Here is a 16,816-nt window from a genome sequence, read left to right as displayed (position 1 = left end):
GCCCATGAGTTGGAACCCCGCACTTGAACCCGGCTGCCCCGATATTGTCGATAGTGATGCCATCGAGACCCTGATCATTCCGCGGTCCCGCGATCTGGGCGGGTTTGAGGTCAGGCGCGCCTTGCCCGCGCCAAAGCGCCAGATGGTCGGGCCGTTCATCTTTTTTGATCAGGCGGGGCCGGCCGAATTCCTGACCGGGAAGGGTGTTGACGTCCGGCCGCATCCCCATATCGGGCTGGGTACGGTGACCTATCTGTTTCGCGGTGATTTTCATCATCGCGACAGCACCGGGGCCGATCAGATCATCAAGCCGGGGGAGCTTAACTGGATGGTGGCTGGGCGGGGTGTCTCGCATTCCGAACGCACATCGGCCACGGCGCGAAGCGGCCCCAACAGCCTGTTTGGCATACAGACGTGGCTTGCCCTTCCCGAAGCGCAGGAAGATATCGCCCCGACATTCGCCCATCACGGCAAGGGCACCTTGCCGGTGATCGAGGAAGACGGCGTTTCGGTAAGGCTGATCCTTGGTACTGCCTATGGCGAGGTCGCCCCGGCGACGATGTTTTCCGAAACCTTCTATGCCGATGTGAAGCTTGACGCCGGGCGGATGTTGCCGATGCCCGATGATCACGAGGATCGCGGGATTTATATTGTCGAGGGTTCGATTTCGGTCGCGGGGCAGGATTTTGAGGCCGGGCAGATGATGGTTTTCCGCCCCGGTGACAGGATTACGGTGATTGCCGGGGAGCAGGGCGCGCGGCTGATGATCCTTGGCGGGGCAACATTTTCGGGCCCGCGTTATATCTGGTGGAACTTTGTTGCGTCGTCCAAAGAACGGCTGGAGGAAGCCAAGGCCGACTGGCGGGCGGAAAACTGGGGCAAGGGGCGGTTTGACCTGCCGGTTGATGACCGGGATGAATTTATCCCGCTGCCAGAGTGAATTAGCCGAGTGAATTAGCCGAGTGAATTGGCATAAAGAAACCCCGGCAGTGGTGACACTGCCGGGGTGCACTGGGCCCGCCTGATCAGGCATCAGGGTGGGGGTGGGGCGATGCCTCGGTCCTGACCTCAGGCCTGTTCGGTTGCGGGAACAGGGCTGGTCCGCAGACCCAGTGTAACGATGATCGATGCCCCCACCAGCAACATGCCGGCGATGGTAAAGACGCCAAGCGCGCCGCTGGCATCAAACAGAAGGCCGCCAACGCCGGAACCCGTTGCAATGGCAAGCTGGAAACCCGCGACCAGAAGGCCGCCGCCGCTTTCGGCTTCGTCCGGGACGGTGCGCGTGATCCAGGTTGACCATGCGACCGGCACCCCGCCAAAGGCCATGCCCCAGATCGCGACAAGCACGGTGGTCGGGACAATCGCGCCCTGAATGGACACCATGCCGATCCCGGCCAGCCCCATGATCATCGGCATCAGGGCAATCGTCATGCGAAGCGACCGTGCAACCAGCGCACCGCCGACATAGGTGCCGACAAAGTTGGCAAGACCAAAGCCGAGCAGAATGCCCGAAACGCCCGCCGTCGCAACGCCGGTAATGTTTTCAAGGAACGGCCGGACATAGGTGAACAGGGCGAAATGGCCGGTAATGATCAGGACCAGCGAAAACAGGCCGAATTTCATGCGCGGGCGGTTGATGACCTCGACCAATGTACGCAGCGTTGCGCGGCCCCGCGGCGGCATTTTCGGCAGGGTCAGGAACTGCACGACAAGGGCGAGCACGCCAAGCAGGGAGGCTAGCAGGAACACATCGCGCCAGCCGATCACATCGCCAAGATAGCTTCCGAGCGGGGCGGCAAAGATGGTGGCAGCCGAAACACCACTAAACAGGATCGACAGCGCTCGCGGAATGCTTTTTTCCGGCACAAGGCGCATGACGGTGGCGGCCGACATGGTCCAGAACCCGCCAAGTGCGATCCCCAGCAGAACACGACCGGCCAGCAGAACCGCGAAACTTGGCGCGGTGGCGACCATGATGTTCGAGATGGTCAGAAGGATCGAAAAGCCCAGCAGGACATAACGGCGGTCAATGCTGCGCGTGACGGTCGCGGTCAGAAGGCTCGTGATCAGGGCCAGAATGGCGGTGGTTGACATCGCCTGACCAGCCAGACCCTCGGTAATTTGCAGGTCATCGGCCATCGGGGTCAGCAGGCTTACGGGCAGGAATTCGGCGGTGACCAGCCCGAAAACCCCCAATGTCATGGAAATAACCGCCCACCAGGCCGGCGCGCCTTGCGCAGCAGCAGCCGTGGGCTTATTTACTGTCTCAGTCATCGAATGTCCTCTCGGATAGAGTGTTTGTGCATTGCAAACAGAATAGAGTGGACTCGCCGGACGGGCTATGCCAGTTTCTCCTTGATTATTGATCAATCGTCCGAAAGATACCGGAATTGATGACATGCAGATGCTTTCCAGTGACCTGATCAGCGAGCTTTTGCTCGGCATGCGGCTTGACGGGCTGCATTACAACCGCATCCAGATTTCCCCGCCATTCGGCGTGCGATTTGGCGAGGACCCGACGCGCGCACAGTTTCATTTCATCGCGCGCGGGCGGGTTTACCTGCGCACCGATAGCGGGGTTGTCCATACGCTTGAGGCCGGTGATGCCGTGCTTTTGCCGCGTGGGGGCATTCATGCGCTGCTGTCTGATCCGTCCATCCCGTGCCTTGATGTCACCGATTACAGTGTCACGACGATCTGCCGCCGGGTGGATGATATTCATGCCTGCAAGGCGGAGCAGTGCCGAAGCCAGGATACCCTGATTTTCAGTGGCTGCATGGAATTTGACCTTGGCGGGATGCATCCGCTGGTCAGCATGATGCCAGAGGTGATGCAGGTCGGCACCCTGATTGATCGAAACCCCGAACTTTTACCGGTGCTGGAAGCCATGGCGCGCGAGGTTTCGACCGAGCGCGCCGGTTTTGCCGGGATCCTGACGCGGCTTGCCGATGTGGTATCGGCATCAATCGTGCGTGACTGGGTCGAATGCGGATGTGGTGATGCGCAAGGCTGGGTCGAGGCATTGCGCGACCCGCGCATGGGGCGTGTGATTGCCGCCATCCATCGCGATCCGGGCCGCAACTGGACCGTCGAGGCGATGGCATCGGAAATGGGCAGTTCACGGTCGGTCTTTGCCGAACGGTTCCTTGAAGTCACCGGGGTGACACCGCTTCGTTATGTCACGGAACTGCGCATGCGCCTTGCCAGCCAGTGGATTACCCGCGACCGCATGGCGATTGATGTGGTGGCCGAACGGCTTGGCTATGGCTCGCAGGCGGCGTTCAGCCGCGCGTTCAAACGCACGACCGGCAAATCACCGGGCACCATGCGGGCGGCATAGCCAGCCGCGCGGTTTCCCGTCAGTACGAGTTGCGTACGACGGCGACCAGATAGCGGCAGTTTTCAGGGCTTTTATTCTCAAATATGCAATCTTGCGGCGGGCCGAGTTCAAGGCTATCGCCGGTGTCGAGGTGATGCACCCTGTCGCCTTCGTGAAACAGCAATGTTCCCTCAAGCACCCAGATCGCCTGCTGAATGAAGCTGTATGCGGAGGCGGGCATGGTGACCTGTTTGCCGGGTGGCAGGGTGACTTCGACAAGTTCGAGCGGGATTTTCTGCCCCGAAAGCACCTGACGGCGGTCATAACCGGTTTCGGGATCCGACCATAATGGCTGCTTTGCGTGTTTCCGTACACCATGATGGACGGGGCTTGCCGACGAGAGCAATGCCGAAACCGTAAGCGACAGGGCCCCGGAAAGCCGGCCGAGAACCGTTGCCGTCGGGCTGGCTTCGCCGCGTTCGATCTTGCTGATCATGGCCTTGGAGACGCCGGATTTATCGGCGAATTGACCCAGGGACCAGCCGCGGATTTCGCGTTCGCGCTTAAGCCGGGCAGCAAGGGTGGCAGTGGTTTCGTCTTCTATAATGATCATAGTGATGTTTATTTTCCGTAAAATCGATATTGACTGTCTACTATAATGGACTATCGTCAGCAAGAGATTATAGGTATGAAAAAACGGAGACGATGATGCTTGTGCGCAGTGCGACGGAACGGGACCTTCCGGAAATTCTTGAAATTTATAATCAGGTTCTTCGCGATAGTACGGCGATTTATGATGATGTGCCCTCCACCCTTGAGGAGCGGCGCGAATGGTTTGAGGGACGCAATCAGCAGGGATTTCCGGTGCTTGTCGCGGAAGACGATGGCAAGGTTCTGGGCTTTGCGTCCTATGGCCCGTGGCGGGCGCGCTGGGGATATCGCTTTACGGTCGAGCATTCCGTGCATGTGCATGTCGATCATCGCGGGGCGGGAATGGGCAGGGCGCTGTTGACGGCGCTGATCCCGATGGCCAAAGAGGCCGGTATGCATGTGATGATTGGCGGCATTGATGCGGAAAACGTCAATTCCATTCGATTTCATGAGCGGTTTGGTTTTGTCGAGGTCGGCCGCGCCAAGCAGGTTGCGCGCAAGTTTGACCGGTGGCTTGATCTTGTGACGATGCAGCTTTTTTTAAACGAGCCGGGTGCCCGCGCGTAAATGACGCAGAAGATTCCTGTTGCCGTCAGGATAGCGACAGCAGGGCCATGGCGAGGGATGCGATCAGCAGGGCGGCAAACAGGATATTGATCAGCCGCCCGAAACGCGGATCGGAAAGCAGGCGCGCAAAGCCCGCCCCGAAAACCAGCCACAGGCTATTGACCAGCACGATCACCAGCGCCAGAGCCGCGATTTTCAGGGCGTTATCCAGCCATAGGGAATGTGGCGCGATGGCATGGGCGGCATAGACCGCGCCGATGGCGGCAAAGGCCTTGGGATTGGCGATTGCCAGCATCACACCGCCGCGAAAATCGGGGCCAGTGGTTTTAGGAGTGGGTTCAGGGGTGGTTTCAGGTGACTGTTGCGCGTCTGGGGAAGTCCGTGCTGCTTTGATCGGGGCGGTGGCGATTTTCCATGCCAGATAAAGGATATAGATTGCGGCAATCGCCGTCAGGACCTGACCGGCAATTGGATGGGCGAGAAGGGCGGTGGCAATACCGGTGGCGACCAGCAGCAAAACCGCAATCGTGCCGATGATGATCCCGCCGAGATAGCCAAGGCTTGGCCGAATGCCAAAGGCCGAACCACTTGCGGCCAGGCTTATGGTCGCGGGGCCGGGGCTGCCCATCAGCGGCAGGGCGGCAAGCCAAAGCAGCAGCAGATTTTCAATCATCACTTTGCGCACCTTTCCGGTTTTGGGGCCATCGCCGGAAATGTCGCATGGTTTGCCGGATGTCGTCTTGAACGATTGTGACGCGACGTGCTCTAGAAATGCCCGTAAAGGGCGCGGGTCGCGTTTTCGGCGGCATCGCGCAGGGCGTCAAGCAGCGTATCGCGTTTCTGTTCGATCAGGGTCGGCGATGCGCCAAAGACCGAAATGGCCGAAACCATGCGGCCATGCTGGGTCAGGACCGGGACGGCGATGGCGTAAATGTCGCTTTCGCGTTCGCCGTTATTCATTGAAAAGCCCTGTTCGCGGATGGTGCGCAGTTCGGATTTGAGCGCCGCCAGATCGGTGATGGTGCGTTCGGTCATGCCGGTCAGGCGCACGGTGTCGAAATAACGGTCCTGATCATCCGGGCCCATGAAGGCCAGCCACAGTTTGCCATGGGCGGTGCAAAAGGCATCAAGGCGTGATCCGATGCGGATATCGACATAAAGCGACCGATCCGGCAGGGCCTTGGCGATGCAGACCGCCATGTCGCGGTCAAATTCGGTGGCCATGCAGGCATCCCCCACGTTACGCGCCAGATCGTCCAGCACCGGCTGGATCAGATTGGGCAGGCTGCCGTCGCGCAGCACACGATCCCCCAGATCGGCAAAGACATAGCCCAGCCGGAACACCCCGCGCGCGACCATGCGCAATGCACCGGCCTGTTCAAGCGTATGCAGGAACCGGTGGGCGGTGATGGTGTTGATGCCAAGGGCGGCCGCCGTGTCGCTGGCGGTCAGCTCAGACCGTCCCTCGGCAAACAGTTCAAGAATGCGAAACGCCTTGAGAACTGATCCGTTAAGCTGGCTTGTCATGATCCGTATCCTTTGCCCCGGGTGGCATATGCTGCACGCGCATGGTTTTGCGTCGCGGTGTCTTGACGCATGCCCGATTTCAAGAATAAACTATATTATAAATTAAATTTCAAATATAGAAATATGGTAGGAACGTCAAATGAAAAATGACAAGGCGCACATCACGCTCACCGCAGGCGGGGCCGTTCTGGCGCGGATGAAGGCGATCGGGGTGGATTATATCTTTGCCAATTCCGGCACCGATTTTCCGCCGATCATCGAAGGGCTGGCCGAAGCCAATGCCAAGGATATCGAGCTTCCCAATGCGCTTGTCATGCCGCATGAAAATGCCGCGATGGGTATGGCGCATGGCTATTACCTCGCGACCGGCAAAATCCAGGCGGTGATGGCGCATACCAATGTCGGGTTGGCCAATTGCGCGATTGGCGCGATCAATGCCGCGACGGAGCATGTGCCGGTGATCCTGATGTCGGGACGCACCCCGGTTATGGAACAGGGGCGGCTTGGCGCGCGGACCGTGCCGATTGGCTGGGGCCAGGAAATGCGTGATCAGGCGGCGATGGTGCGCGAGGCATCGAAATGGGAATACGAGCTTAAATTCCCCGAACAGGTGCCCGACGTGGTTGACCGGGCCTATGCAATTGCGTCCTCGGTCCCCAAGGGGCCGGTTTATGTGTCCCTGCCGCGCGAGGTTTTGTGCGAACCCTGTCCTGGGGATGGGATTGACGCGCCGCTTCGCATGCAGCCGGTGCGGGTGATGCCGCCCAAGGAAAGCCTTGAGGATGCGGCGCGCATCCTTGCCAATGCCAAAAACCCGGTGATCATCGCGCAGCGGGGTACGGGCACCCACGAGGCCTTTGATCGCCTGTCGTCACTGGTGGATCAGTGGGGCATTCCGGTGGTGCAATACTGGGCGATCCAGCTTGCCCTTGGCACCGATCATCCGATGATGGCGGGCATGGACCCGGCGCCGTGGCTCAAAGATGCCGATGCGGTTCTGGTGATTGATTGCCTTGCGCCGTGGTCACCCGATATTCATACGCTGCGCCCCGATTGCAAGGTGATCCAGATCGGGCAGAACCCGCTTTATTCCCGTTTTCCGGGGCGCAATTTTGCCGCCGACCTATCACTTACCGGGGAAACCGGCGATGTGATCTTGGCGCTGGCCGACGCGCTGGATCGCCATCACGGCGATCATCGCGAAACCTGCGCGGACCGACTTGAAAGGGTCGCGGCGATCAATGCGGCCACGCGCAAGAAGGTGCGCGCGGCCGCCGATGCCGGATCAGTTGATCCGATGAGCAAGGCGTTTGTTTCGCGGTGCCTTTCGGAGGCGATTGCCGGGCGGTCGGCAACGGTGTTTTCCGAGCTTGGCTGCCCGTTGGAGCCGCTTTCGCTTTCGGAGCACAGTAGCTGGTATCAGGAGCCGCATTCCGGCGGGCTTGGCTGGTCCTTCCCGGCGTCGATGGGCTATCAGTTGGCCGATAAAAACAAGCTGGTGATCGCGACCATGGGCGATGGATCATACATGTTTGCCAATCCGACGGCGTGCCATCAGATCGCCGAGGCGCTTGAGCTTCCGATCCTGATCCTTGTTCTGAACAATAATGAATGGGGGGCGGTGCGGCTTTCGGTGACCGGGATGTATCCCGATGGTTATGCGGCGAAAACCAACCAGATGCCCCTGACCGGACTTAAACCGAGCCCCGATTTCACCAAGGTTGCCGAGGCCAGCCGGGCATGGACCGCCAAGGCCGAACGCGCGGCCGATTTGCCGGAAATCCTGCGCCGTGCGATTGCGCATATCGATACCAACCGCACCCATGCGCTGGTTGAGGTGACGATTGCGCCGTAAAGGTTGGCGATACTGAACCGTTGATGAAAACCGGGTGTCGTGGTGATGATGCCCGGTTTTTTATGATTTAGGCGCATCATCGGCCTATGATTTACCGATTACGGAAATCAATCGACGCGGGAGCGTTCGCAGAACATGGAAAATCTGATGGAAAAACATCCGGAGAAAAGCGTGCCCGCCAAGGATGTTCATGACGGGGTGAAGCTGCTTGATAGCGGTGTGAATTTTGTCGGCGAGCAGGTGAGCTATCCCAAGGGCAAGGCCAGGATCAGATCGGTGCTGGCGACGATGGCACCGGGGCAGAAAACCGGCTGGCACAAGCATGGCGTGCCGACCTATGGATATATCCTTGAAGGGCAGATTACGGTCGATTACGGCGATGCCGGAAAAACCACATATCATGCCGGGGAAGGCGTGCTTGAGGCGATGGATTACTGGCATGAGGGGATCAATGATGGTGAGGTGGCGGCACGTGTCGTTGTCGTTTTCATGGGGGCCGAGGGCGCGGAAAACGTGATCTACAAGCCCGAAGATCCAGCCGACTGAGTTTTGATTTTGTAACGCGGTAAGGGGTGCTGCGGGTTTGATTACCGGGGCGCGTCTTTAAGCTGGTCAAAAATCCATTGTGCAACCGGGCCAAGTGGCCTGTCCTGACGGTGGGCGACGACAATGTCGAGGACCGGCATGTGATTTAGTCCATCCCAGCTTTCGGGGTCGAGCAGGGCGAGGGTTCCGTTGCGGATATGGTCGGCGACCATATGTTCGGGCATGCCGCCCCAGCCAATCCCGCGTAAAATCATGGCAAGTTTGGTTTCAAGGTCATTGACCTTCCAGTAATTCAAGGCCTGAACGGCATGATTGCGTTGCAGGGTCGGGGTATCGCGCGCCGATGTGATGATCTGGGTGTGGGCGTGCATCGCATCGATATGGATTTTTCCCGGAAACCAGGCGAGCGGATGGTCCGGTCGTGCAACGGCGCACATTCTGACGCGACCGCAGGCGGCCCGGGCGTAGTCGGAGCCAAAGGGAATGAATTCCGGCAAGATCGCAAGATCGGACGCGCCGTTATCAAGGACTTCGGTTGTCTGGATCGTTACCGTCGAAAGGCTTACGCGGACTGTCGGGAATTGCTGGGCGAGAACCGCAAGGACATCCATCAGCGGGGCGTTTGATGCAAACTGGCTGATTGTAATCGTGATCGAAGCTTCGAGCCCGTCAGCGATGCCTTTGGCGTGTTGGCGGTAGCTGGAAATATCCGCCATGACCTTGCGCGCGTGGGGCAGCAGGGAATGTGCTGCCTTGGTCAGGGTCGGGCGATAGGCCGTCCGGTCAAACAGTTCAAGATTGGTCTGTTCTTCGAGTTTCTGGATCGTGTAGGTGACCGAAGATTGTGTCCGGTTCAGGTGTCGCGCGGTGGCGGCGAAGCTTCCGAGGTCGGCAATGGTGACGAAAACCCGTAATTGATCAAGAGTGATGCCGGACATGAAGCTTCAACTTATTTGAATGAGATGATCATAAATATAGAATTTTTTTTATGGTCTGGCACTCGTAAATTTTGTGCAGGAGCGAAATAGGGGAGGGGCACAAGGAGTGTAAGATCGTGCTGGGCGTTGATCCCCATGAGTTTTTAGTGCCGTTGATCCGGCAGTCCGTTTTGATGATGCACCTGTTTGCGTTCGCATTTGCGTTTGTTCTGGTGGCGCGGGCAGATATTGCGATGCTGCGTGGTCAGTATCAGGAAGGCAGGTATGACCTCGGCAGGGATGCCGTTTACACGGCTTGGCTGTTGGGGCTGCTTTGGGTGTCCGGGGTGGCATTGATCGGGCTTGGTATCGGGTTTGATATTGCTGCCATCACTGCGAACGGCAAGGTATTTGCCAAGGTTACGGTCGTCACTATCCTGACGATCAATGGCATTTTCCTTCACCTTTATGCTTTTCCGGTATTCGCCGACAAACAGGGAAAAGCGTCATCGGTCAGGCTTTTGATATGCACGATCCTTGGTGCGGTAAGTTCCGTGTCGTGGTTTTGTGCATCTGCGTTCGGGGCCGCGCGCGTGGTTGCGCCGTGGCTGGGATATCAGCACTTCATGCTGTTTTATGGCATATGTCTGGCGACCGGGCTTGTTGTTGCGATTTTGTTCGTGCGACCGGTGTTGCGGCGTCAGCTTGAACGTCGGTCATCGGTTGTGCCGTCTGCCGGCTTTGTTGCAGGGGCGGTTGCCGAGTAGTCATGAACAGAACCCGGGATGCCTTCTGCCGGATGCGGATTTTCAGATTTCAATCACTACCCGGCCATGTGCCGGGTAGGTTTTTTGTTGCGTGATTGATTGTCTTTGGGCCGGGAACAGCTTTTGAAAGGTTCGGCTGCCTGCTTTGTTAGCACTTTGAAATCGTTGCTTGCATCATAGGCAAAATCATTATTTGATTAAGGTGAATTCCTGATTTGCCTGCCCAAAGGAGCCAGCATGGATCGCGTTATTGGAACCTCGGGGCGTATTGCGTTCGCAAGTGCAATGCGCAATCTGCTTGCGGATGTGTATCCGGAACATGATCACGCCGATCTGGTGCGCCGGGTGTTTGAAGTGCTGGGATTGCCGCTTGAGGGCGATGGGGCGGAGCCGTGCGAGGAATATCTTCGCAAATGGGATCAGCGCGATGCGTTTCTGATTACCTATGGCGACAGTATTTCGCGCGACGGGCATCATGGGCTTGAAAGTCTTGGCGATTTTTATCGCACGTGGCTTAAGGACTGGCTGACGGGGATTCATATCCTGCCGTTTCACCCCTTTACGTCTGATGATGGTTTTTCGATCAGCGATTTCAGTAGTTTACGCCCGGAACTTGGCACCTGGGATGACGTGAAGGCATTATCCAAGGATGCGACCGTGATGGCCGATCTGGTGGCGAACCATATTTCGGCGTCCCATGTGTGGTTTCAGCAGTTCCTTGCAGGCGACAAGCCCGGTGTCGATTACATCAAGACCGCCAGCCCCGACGATGATCTTTCCGATGTAGTGCGCCCGCGCAGTCATCCGTTGCTAAGCCAAGTCACGACATCGGATGGTGAAAAGCATGTCTGGTGTACGTTCAGCTATGATCAGGTTGATCTGGATTACGGCAATCCGGATGTGTTTTTTGAAATCCTGAAAATCGTTCTGGAATATCTTAAACACGGGGTGCGGGTCGTGCGGCTTGATGCCATTGGCTTTATCTGGAAGGTGGCCGGGACCAGTTCGATCAACCTTGATCAAACGCACAAGATCATCAAGGCATTGCGGCTGGCGACCACGGCGGTGCATCCCGATGTGCTGTTCATTACCGAAACCAATCTGCCGCTGCTGGAAAACCTGTCCTATTTCGGTAATCAGGACGAGGCGCATTTGATTTACAATTTCAGCCTGCCGCCGGTGATCATTCATGCGCTGTTATCGGGGCGCAGCGACTATATCCGCAAATGCATCATGTCGATGCCACCGGCCCCGGCGGGCTGCACATTTTTCAATTTCACCGCCAGCCACGATGGCATTGGCCTGCGCCCGGCCGAAAACCTGATCCCGGATGCGGATATCGAGGTGATGACCGACCATGCGCGCAAGATGGGCGGGCAGGTCAGTTACCGGTCGCTTAAGGGCGGCGGGCAGAAGGCCTATGAACTTAACGTCACGCTGTTTAGCATGCTGGCGGAAAGTTTTGGCGGCGATAGAACATACGGACTGGAACGGTTTGTGATGAGCCAGGCGATTGCCATGTCGCTTGAGGGCGTTCCGGCGATTTACGTGCAGACGATCTTTGCCACCGAAAATGATCAGACGGGATATGAGGAAACCGGGATACCGCGAAGGCTTAACCGCAAAATCTGGCAGCTTGAGGAGGCCGAGGAACGGTTATCGGAAGAAGGCATCGCCAAGCGGGCGTTTGACCAGTTGCGCGCATTGATGTCGATCCGCATGGGGCAGCCGGCGTTTCATCCCAATGCGACGCAATATACCCTTAACCTTGGATCGGAATTGCTGGGCGTGTGGCGGCAAAGCCATCTGAACGATCAAAGCATTTTCTGTGTGTTCAACCTGACCGATCAGGTGCAGGACCTTGATCTTTCAAAGATCAACCTGATCATGACCGAGGGGTGGACCGATCTGCTGTCGCAGCAGGTGATCGAGGATTTCAACGGTATCCTTGCGCTAGCCCCCTATCAGATCGTGTGGATTTCAAATATCGACGGGCGCAATCGCATTGATAGCCGGTTGTTGCAACGTTATCGCGATGCGATGCCGGTTTGATGCCGGGTTTGATGCGGGGGAGGTTCTTGGCGTTGTCACGTTACGATGAAGGTTGGACAACCGGTAATTGTTGCGCCAATCTGTCTTTGGGTGACATCAACGGGGATCAGCGTGGACATGATCAAAAACAGAATAGCTTTTGTGGCAACAGTGTTTGCGCTTCTTTCCCTTGTTGGATGCCAGACGACGCAACCCTATGAGGCGAGCCGAGCCTCCGAATACGGGCCGGAGCGCGCCAAATTGTTGCAGGTTGCGCGCGACATATGCATTGCCAATCTGGGCGATGCTGAAGCCATCGACAGACTTGCGCTGCCTATGGCGGAGGAACTGCCGATCATCGAAGAAGAGCCACTCGGGAATGAAACGGTAAAGACCCGCGTTTATCGCATCATTTACAAGGGGCGCCATATCGGTGCGATTTCCAACAGCGAAGGGCGCGCATGCAGTGTTGCCGCGGCCGCCGGGATTGGCATACCCGATTACTTTACCGAACAACTGGGCCTTGTGATCGAGGATAAGGATTTTGCGCTGGTCGGCAGCGATATTGAGGAGATGCGATATGGCTATCGGGAAACAGCCGCCCATCCGGTCAAGAAAATGGTTACCAGAGTTGCCGGGGTGGGCAAGGTCGACATTATCCTGTTCATGACCGAAGAAGCCTATGAGGCGGAGCGCAGCTTTGTTGAAGGTGCGAAAAAGATGACTGAAAATGCCCATCGGCCAGAGATTGCAGGTGGGGAGGTTGCCTTGACCATCTTGCAGGATATCTGTGCGCCGAATATGGGTGACAGGGTTGCTATGCGCAGCGCCCTTGGTGAATTTACCGGTGCTGCGGGCAAGTCGTATACGGATAAGCGCCTTTGGATGTTTGGTGACAAAATCGATATGTTTCCGCTGTTGTGGGCGCCTGACGGTACGATGAGCATGGCGATGATGGCGCCCGATGGAGAATCCTGCGGGATTTGGGAGGTCGGCAAACCCAAGCCGGTTAAGGATATTTTTGCCCGTATCGGGGTCGAGCTGTTGGGCGAGGAAGGTATCGATGACGGCATCATGCGATACGGGTATCGTGCCAGTGACGAGGTTGTGTTTTTGAATTTGACACGGGTGCGGCCAGATCAGACGATTAATGGGATGTTCTTTATGCAGCGGGACGCTTTTAACCGGATTCCAAGTGCATTGCGACCGCCTCTTCCGCAGGGTATCTGACCGATTTCATCTGCTGCAACATTTAAAATCAGAAAAAACTGATGTTTGCGCCTTGCATTGCAGCCTTATGCGTTCCTATGATCGACAAAGATAGAATGGACGTGTCGGGGAGCTTGTTGCGCGATGGCCTATGCGCAGGAAATTCGGCTGGATGACCTGCCGGACGATGTGGACGGGCAGGTTTCCCGATTGCTTGCGCTTTGGCAGGATGCCTGTCGAGACGGGGATATTCCCGATCGGGGTGAATTAAGCTGCGAGGTTCTGTCGGCGTGGCGCGATGATATCGGCATTTATGAATATCAGCCTGATCGCAACGATTTCCTGATCCGTATTGATGCGCCGAACATGATTGCGGCCAGTGGCGAGAATTATCAGGGGTCAACCCCGCGCCAGATTGATCTGGATTTCGGAACGGCGGTCTATCCGACCCTGTGCGAGGTGGTCAGAACCGGGCAGGCGCAAATTCACATGATCGGGGTTGAGCGCATAGAGTGGGAAAACTGGCTGCGGCTGATGTTGCCGGTGCGAACCTGGTGCCGGAAGGGTGCGCCTGTCATTCAGGTTCTGGTAGTGCATTTTCTTTATAAGGTGTGATACGGGCCGATTTTTCGGCCGGGACTTGTTATTTTACCTTGTATTCCCAATTTTACTAATATTGGGAGAGGCAGAAGGTCACACTGCAGAATGGCCGAGACGACAGATTTCGAACTTGATGAATTACCCGAAAATATCGGACCGCATGTCACTGATCTGGTCAGGGTCTGGCATGAGGCGCGCGCAGAAGATCCGGAGCAGATTGTACCGTCGCGCGACATTCTGAGCGCAGAGCGGTTGCATCGCTGGCTCGACGATATCACCATCTATGAATATATGCCGATCAAGGAAGATTTCGTGGTGCGGATCGATGCACCGTCGATTGTGTCCCTGAACCGGGAGAGTTTCCAGCGCGCCAGCCCGCGCGAGATCGACATGAAATACGGCACCTGCCTGACGGCGGCATTGTTCAACACGTTGATGTGCGGAGAGCCGAAATTCTACCATGTCACCCTTGCCGTGCGCGCCGATCAGCACTGGTTGCGCGTTTTGTTACCGGTGCGCACGCGCAATCGGGATGGGGACCTGATTGATCAGATACTTGGCATCCGGTTTGATTATGAATGCCAGTATCATATTTGACCTATTGCGATGTGCCGGTGCGCGTCAAGTGCCGATCCCTGCATCGTTCAGGTCGTCTTCGACCGCGCCCGAGAGCTGTTCGAAGATATCGCCCATCGCACTTTCAACGCGCTGCCAGCTTGGAATGAAGGGGCTTTCGAGCGGGTTATCAAGGTAATGCTGGCCGGCACTCATGATGACTTCGGCCAGCACCTCGACGCATTTTTCTTCTTCGTCGCGATTGATTTTAAGGCCGTTAAACAGCGCGTCCGCGCGGTATTGTTCAATCAGGTCAAGGGCGGTGCGATAGTAGGTTGCCTTGAGCGTGCGGAAGGTTTCATGCGAGAAAACCGTGCCCTGGGTGGCGAGTTTGCGGAACAGGGATTTGGCGATGTCGCTTGCCATGCGTGACAGGCCATCATCCTTTTCAGCCGGGTCAAATTCGCGGTGCTTGTGATCATAGATATCGGCGATATCGACCTGTGCCAGCCGGTGAACCGTGTGGTTGCGATACATTTCCGACAGCATAGACACTTCGAGGCCCCAGTCGGACGCCACACGTAGCCCATAGGCAACGTCAGTGCGGATCGCCATTTCGCCGGACAGCGAATAGCGGAAGCAATCAAGGTAATTGAGGAATTCGGTTTTGCCGACGACCTGTTTAAGTGCGCGGATCAGCGGGGTGACAAACAGGCGGCAGACCCGGCCCTTGAGCGTGCCATTGGCAACGCGGGCGTAATAACCCTTGGCAAAGGCGAAATTAAACGCCGGGTTGGCAATCGGATACATCAGACGCGCAGGCAGGTCGGGTTTGTAGGTTGCGATGTCGCAATCATGAATGCCGATGACCGAGCTTCGCCCCGATGCCAGCGTATAACCAAGGCAATACCAGACATTGCGGCCCTTGCCCGGTTCATAGCGGGCCAGATCATATTCGGCGAGCCGATCATGGACGCTGCGCAGGCGCGGGCCGTCATTCCAGAGGATGCGGACATGTTGCGGCAGGTCTTTGAAAAATTCCCGCGCATAGGCGTATTGCGTGGCGTCCGCCCGGTCCAGCCCGACGACGATCTGATCGATATAGGTGGCCTGTTTCAATCCATTAAGGATGGTGGTCATGGCCGGGGTTTCAAGTTCGGAATACAGGCAGGGCAGGATCAGGGTTTGCCGACGCTGGCGGGCGAAGGCGGTCATTTCATAAGCGAGTTCTTCGGGGTTGCGGTCGATGATGCGGTGCAGGGTCGTGATCGGCCCGCCCTGATGAAAATCAGCCATGAAGTACCTCGCTTTTGTTATTGGTATTGGTCAATTGATCGAGAAGGGAATTGATTGCCGCGTTCCAGCCCGACGGACCCGGTTCCGGGGCGATGATCAGTTTTGGATCCTGTATCAATGCGGTTGTTGTGATTGCGTGTTTTTGCGGTATCTGGATTGCGATATCGGCCGCGGCAAGCATGGTGGCGTCATTGGCGGAATCCCCCAAGGCGATTGTGCAAGGCGTTAAACCCGTTGAAGGCAGAACGCCGTTTTGCGCCAATAGTTCCAGCATGCGCGCCATGGCGGCCCCCTTGTCGGTCGGGCCGCAAAGGGTGTGGAAACGCCCGCCCTTGACCAGTTTGAGGCCAAATGTTTCGGCAATGGCACGCGCGATGGTGACATCTTTGTCCGTCGGCGCCCAGATCAGCGGATCGGAGCAGTGCCGAAGTCCGGCGCGGGCCGCATCATCGGGGGAAAGGCCGGTTTGGGCGGCGATGATTTCGGACGATGTGCTGCGGAAACTGGTGACGGGAATGGAGAGGGCAGCCCGGATGGCATCGCGGGCGGCATCAATGGTTTCGGTGGCGGGGCCGGGTTGTTCGGTTTGATCACCAAGGCGGATGACACCGCCATTTTCGCCAATCAATCCATCAAACAGATGATCCGTGGCATTGAGATGGGAAAGTTCGGCCAGCGTTTTTGACGAGATCGCAATCAGCGGAATGCCGAGCTTTTTTATGCGTTCAATCGCCGGGACCGCCGGGGCCCAGGAATAGGTGTCATGATCAAGCAAGGTGCCGTCAAGATCGGTGAAAATGGCGCAGTGGCTGTGTTCTGTCATTGTCCCGTTTGGTCGGTTTCAAAAGGCTTTTGACGGGGCCGGTGCAATAACCGGAACTTACCTTAGCATACAGGTCAAGACAGGGCGACAGTGGAAAGGTTAAACTTTATGCGTCGTTACATGTTGATGAAATTAAAGGCATTTTGATCT

17 protein-coding genes are annotated in these 16,816 nt (G+C 57.1%); 10 read left to right on the top strand and 7 right to left on the bottom strand.

The window, feature by feature from the left end:
- The first annotated feature begins 4 nt into the window (after window positions 1-4).
- A complete protein-coding gene (locus P8T57_RS20730; protein WP_341364179.1) occupies window positions 5-940 on the top strand; it encodes a pirin family protein in 936 nt (311 codons plus the stop codon).
- Window positions 941-1,068: 128 nt separating this feature from the next.
- Here the strand turns inward: P8T57_RS20730 and P8T57_RS20725 are convergent, their stop codons facing one another.
- Window positions 1,069-2,277, bottom strand: a complete 1,209-nt coding sequence (locus P8T57_RS20725; protein WP_341364178.1) for an MFS transporter — start codon at window positions 2,275-2,277, stop codon at window positions 1,069-1,071.
- Between the two features lie 124 nt (window positions 2,278-2,401).
- Between P8T57_RS20725 and P8T57_RS20720 the strand changes: the two genes are divergently transcribed.
- Window positions 2,402-3,343 carry an AraC family transcriptional regulator gene (locus P8T57_RS20720; RefSeq protein WP_341364177.1) on the top strand — a complete coding sequence of 314 codons (942 nt, stop codon included), beginning with the start codon at window positions 2,402-2,404 and terminating at the stop codon, window positions 3,341-3,343.
- 19 nt (window positions 3,344-3,362) lie between these two features.
- Here P8T57_RS20720 and P8T57_RS20715 read toward each other — a convergent pair whose 3' ends face one another.
- Window positions 3,363-3,935 carry an XRE family transcriptional regulator gene (locus P8T57_RS20715; protein WP_341364176.1) on the bottom strand — a complete coding sequence of 191 codons (573 nt, stop codon included), beginning with the start codon at window positions 3,933-3,935 and terminating at the stop codon, window positions 3,363-3,365.
- A gap of 92 nt (window positions 3,936-4,027) precedes the next feature.
- Between P8T57_RS20715 and P8T57_RS20710 the strand changes: the two genes are divergently transcribed.
- Entirely contained in the window at window positions 4,028-4,540 is a 513-nt protein-coding gene (locus P8T57_RS20710; protein WP_341364175.1) for an N-acetyltransferase family protein, read from the top strand.
- 25 nt (window positions 4,541-4,565) lie between these two features.
- Here P8T57_RS20710 and P8T57_RS20705 read toward each other — a convergent pair whose 3' ends face one another.
- Together P8T57_RS20705 and P8T57_RS20700 are read right to left on the bottom strand one after the other, a co-directional pair.
- A complete protein-coding gene (locus tag P8T57_RS20705) occupies window positions 4,566-5,213 on the bottom strand; it encodes a LysE family transporter (RefSeq protein WP_341364174.1) in 648 nt (215 codons plus the stop codon).
- Window positions 5,214-5,305: 92 nt separating this feature from the next.
- A complete protein-coding gene (locus P8T57_RS20700) occupies window positions 5,306-6,067 on the bottom strand; it encodes an IclR family transcriptional regulator (RefSeq protein WP_341364173.1) in 762 nt (253 codons plus the stop codon).
- A 139-nt stretch (window positions 6,068-6,206) separates the two neighbouring features.
- On the opposite strand from P8T57_RS20700, the gene P8T57_RS20695 reads away from it, so the two are divergent.
- The gene (locus P8T57_RS20695) at window positions 6,207-7,922 is read left to right on the top strand and encodes a thiamine pyrophosphate-requiring protein (protein ID WP_341364172.1); all 1,716 of its coding nucleotides are present in this window, start codon (window positions 6,207-6,209) and stop codon (window positions 7,920-7,922) included.
- Between the two features lie 147 nt (window positions 7,923-8,069).
- Window positions 8,070-8,468: a cupin domain-containing protein gene (locus P8T57_RS20690; protein WP_341364171.1), complete on the top strand. Its 399-nt coding sequence runs from the start codon at window positions 8,070-8,072 to the stop codon at window positions 8,466-8,468.
- A gap of 41 nt (window positions 8,469-8,509) precedes the next feature.
- On the opposite strand, the gene P8T57_RS20685 is transcribed toward P8T57_RS20690, so the two are convergent.
- Window positions 8,510-9,406, bottom strand: coding sequence for a LysR family transcriptional regulator (locus tag P8T57_RS20685; RefSeq protein ID WP_037991529.1), 897 nt, complete (start codon window positions 9,404-9,406; stop codon window positions 8,510-8,512).
- Window positions 9,407-9,522: 116 nt separating this feature from the next.
- On the opposite strand from P8T57_RS20685, the gene P8T57_RS20680 reads away from it, so the two are divergent.
- From P8T57_RS20680 to P8T57_RS20660, 5 genes are all read left to right on the top strand, one after another.
- Window positions 9,523-10,152: a hypothetical protein gene (locus tag P8T57_RS20680; protein WP_341364170.1), complete on the top strand. Its 630-nt coding sequence runs from the start codon at window positions 9,523-9,525 to the stop codon at window positions 10,150-10,152.
- Between the two features lie 237 nt (window positions 10,153-10,389).
- Window positions 10,390-12,204 (top strand): alpha-amylase family glycosyl hydrolase, encoded by a 1,815-nt coding sequence (locus P8T57_RS20675; RefSeq protein ID WP_341364169.1) that lies wholly within the window; start codon window positions 10,390-10,392, stop codon window positions 12,202-12,204.
- A gap of 117 nt (window positions 12,205-12,321) precedes the next feature.
- Complete coding sequence (locus tag P8T57_RS20670; RefSeq protein WP_341364168.1) at window positions 12,322-13,413, top strand: hypothetical protein; 1,092 nt, start codon at window positions 12,322-12,324, stop codon at window positions 13,411-13,413.
- A gap of 123 nt (window positions 13,414-13,536) precedes the next feature.
- Complete coding sequence (locus tag P8T57_RS20665; protein ID WP_341364167.1) at window positions 13,537-14,007, top strand: hypothetical protein; 471 nt, start codon at window positions 13,537-13,539, stop codon at window positions 14,005-14,007.
- Window positions 14,008-14,097: 90 nt separating this feature from the next.
- On the top strand, window positions 14,098-14,589 hold the full coding sequence (locus tag P8T57_RS20660) for a hypothetical protein (RefSeq protein ID WP_341364166.1): 492 nt from the start codon (window positions 14,098-14,100) through the stop codon (window positions 14,587-14,589).
- A 24-nt stretch (window positions 14,590-14,613) separates the two neighbouring features.
- On the opposite strand, the gene P8T57_RS20655 is transcribed toward P8T57_RS20660, so the two are convergent.
- Together P8T57_RS20655 and P8T57_RS20650 are read right to left on the bottom strand one after the other, a co-directional pair.
- Entirely contained in the window at window positions 14,614-15,843 is a 1,230-nt protein-coding gene (locus tag P8T57_RS20655) for a glycosyl transferase (protein ID WP_341364165.1), read from the bottom strand.
- Window positions 15,836-16,666 (bottom strand): HAD-IIB family hydrolase, encoded by an 831-nt coding sequence (locus tag P8T57_RS20650; protein ID WP_341364164.1) that lies wholly within the window; start codon window positions 16,664-16,666, stop codon window positions 15,836-15,838. Before P8T57_RS20650 ends, P8T57_RS20655 begins: the two co-directional genes overlap by 8 nt.
- Window positions 16,667-16,816: the final 150 nt, after the last annotated feature.

Origin of the sequence: Thalassospira sp. SN3W, from assembly GCF_038070535.1 — a bacterium.
Classification (GTDB): Bacteria; Pseudomonadota; Alphaproteobacteria; order Rhodospirillales; family Thalassospiraceae; genus Thalassospira; species Thalassospira xiamenensis.
Note: the sequence above shows the minus strand (reverse complement) of the source record. Positions and strands in the feature narration are given on the sequence as shown.

What these genes read in the sequence shown, in the direction of transcription:
- P8T57_RS20730 (WP_341364179.1), top strand. Translation starts at nt 5, where the DNA reads ATGAGTTGGAACCCCGCACTTGAACCCGGCTGCCCCGATATTGTCGAT.
- P8T57_RS20725 (WP_341364178.1), bottom strand. Translation starts at nt 2,277, where the DNA reads ATGACTGAGACAGTAAATAAGCCCACGGCTGCTGCTGCGCAAGGCGCG.
- P8T57_RS20720 (WP_341364177.1), top strand. Translation starts at nt 2,402, where the DNA reads ATGCAGATGCTTTCCAGTGACCTGATCAGCGAGCTTTTGCTCGGCATG.
- P8T57_RS20715 (WP_341364176.1), bottom strand. Translation starts at nt 3,935, where the DNA reads ATGATCATTATAGAAGACGAAACCACTGCCACCCTTGCTGCCCGGCTT.
- P8T57_RS20710 (WP_341364175.1), top strand. Translation starts at nt 4,028, where the DNA reads ATGATGCTTGTGCGCAGTGCGACGGAACGGGACCTTCCGGAAATTCTT.
- P8T57_RS20705 (WP_341364174.1), bottom strand. Translation starts at nt 5,213, where the DNA reads ATGATTGAAAATCTGCTGCTGCTTTGGCTTGCCGCCCTGCCGCTGATG.
- P8T57_RS20700 (WP_341364173.1), bottom strand. Translation starts at nt 6,067, where the DNA reads ATGACAAGCCAGCTTAACGGATCAGTTCTCAAGGCGTTTCGCATTCTT.
- P8T57_RS20695 (WP_341364172.1), top strand. Translation starts at nt 6,207, where the DNA reads ATGAAAAATGACAAGGCGCACATCACGCTCACCGCAGGCGGGGCCGTT.
- P8T57_RS20690 (WP_341364171.1), top strand. Translation starts at nt 8,070, where the DNA reads ATGGAAAAACATCCGGAGAAAAGCGTGCCCGCCAAGGATGTTCATGAC.
- P8T57_RS20685 (WP_037991529.1), bottom strand. Translation starts at nt 9,406, where the DNA reads ATGTCCGGCATCACTCTTGATCAATTACGGGTTTTCGTCACCATTGCC.
- P8T57_RS20675 (WP_341364169.1), top strand. Translation starts at nt 10,390, where the DNA reads ATGGATCGCGTTATTGGAACCTCGGGGCGTATTGCGTTCGCAAGTGCA.
- P8T57_RS20670 (WP_341364168.1), top strand. Translation starts at nt 12,322, where the DNA reads ATGATCAAAAACAGAATAGCTTTTGTGGCAACAGTGTTTGCGCTTCTT.
- P8T57_RS20665 (WP_341364167.1), top strand. Translation starts at nt 13,537, where the DNA reads ATGGCCTATGCGCAGGAAATTCGGCTGGATGACCTGCCGGACGATGTG.
- P8T57_RS20660 (WP_341364166.1), top strand. Translation starts at nt 14,098, where the DNA reads ATGGCCGAGACGACAGATTTCGAACTTGATGAATTACCCGAAAATATC.
- P8T57_RS20655 (WP_341364165.1), bottom strand. Translation starts at nt 15,843, where the DNA reads ATGGCTGATTTTCATCAGGGCGGGCCGATCACGACCCTGCACCGCATC.
- P8T57_RS20650 (WP_341364164.1), bottom strand. Translation starts at nt 16,666, where the DNA reads ATGACAGAACACAGCCACTGCGCCATTTTCACCGATCTTGACGGCACC.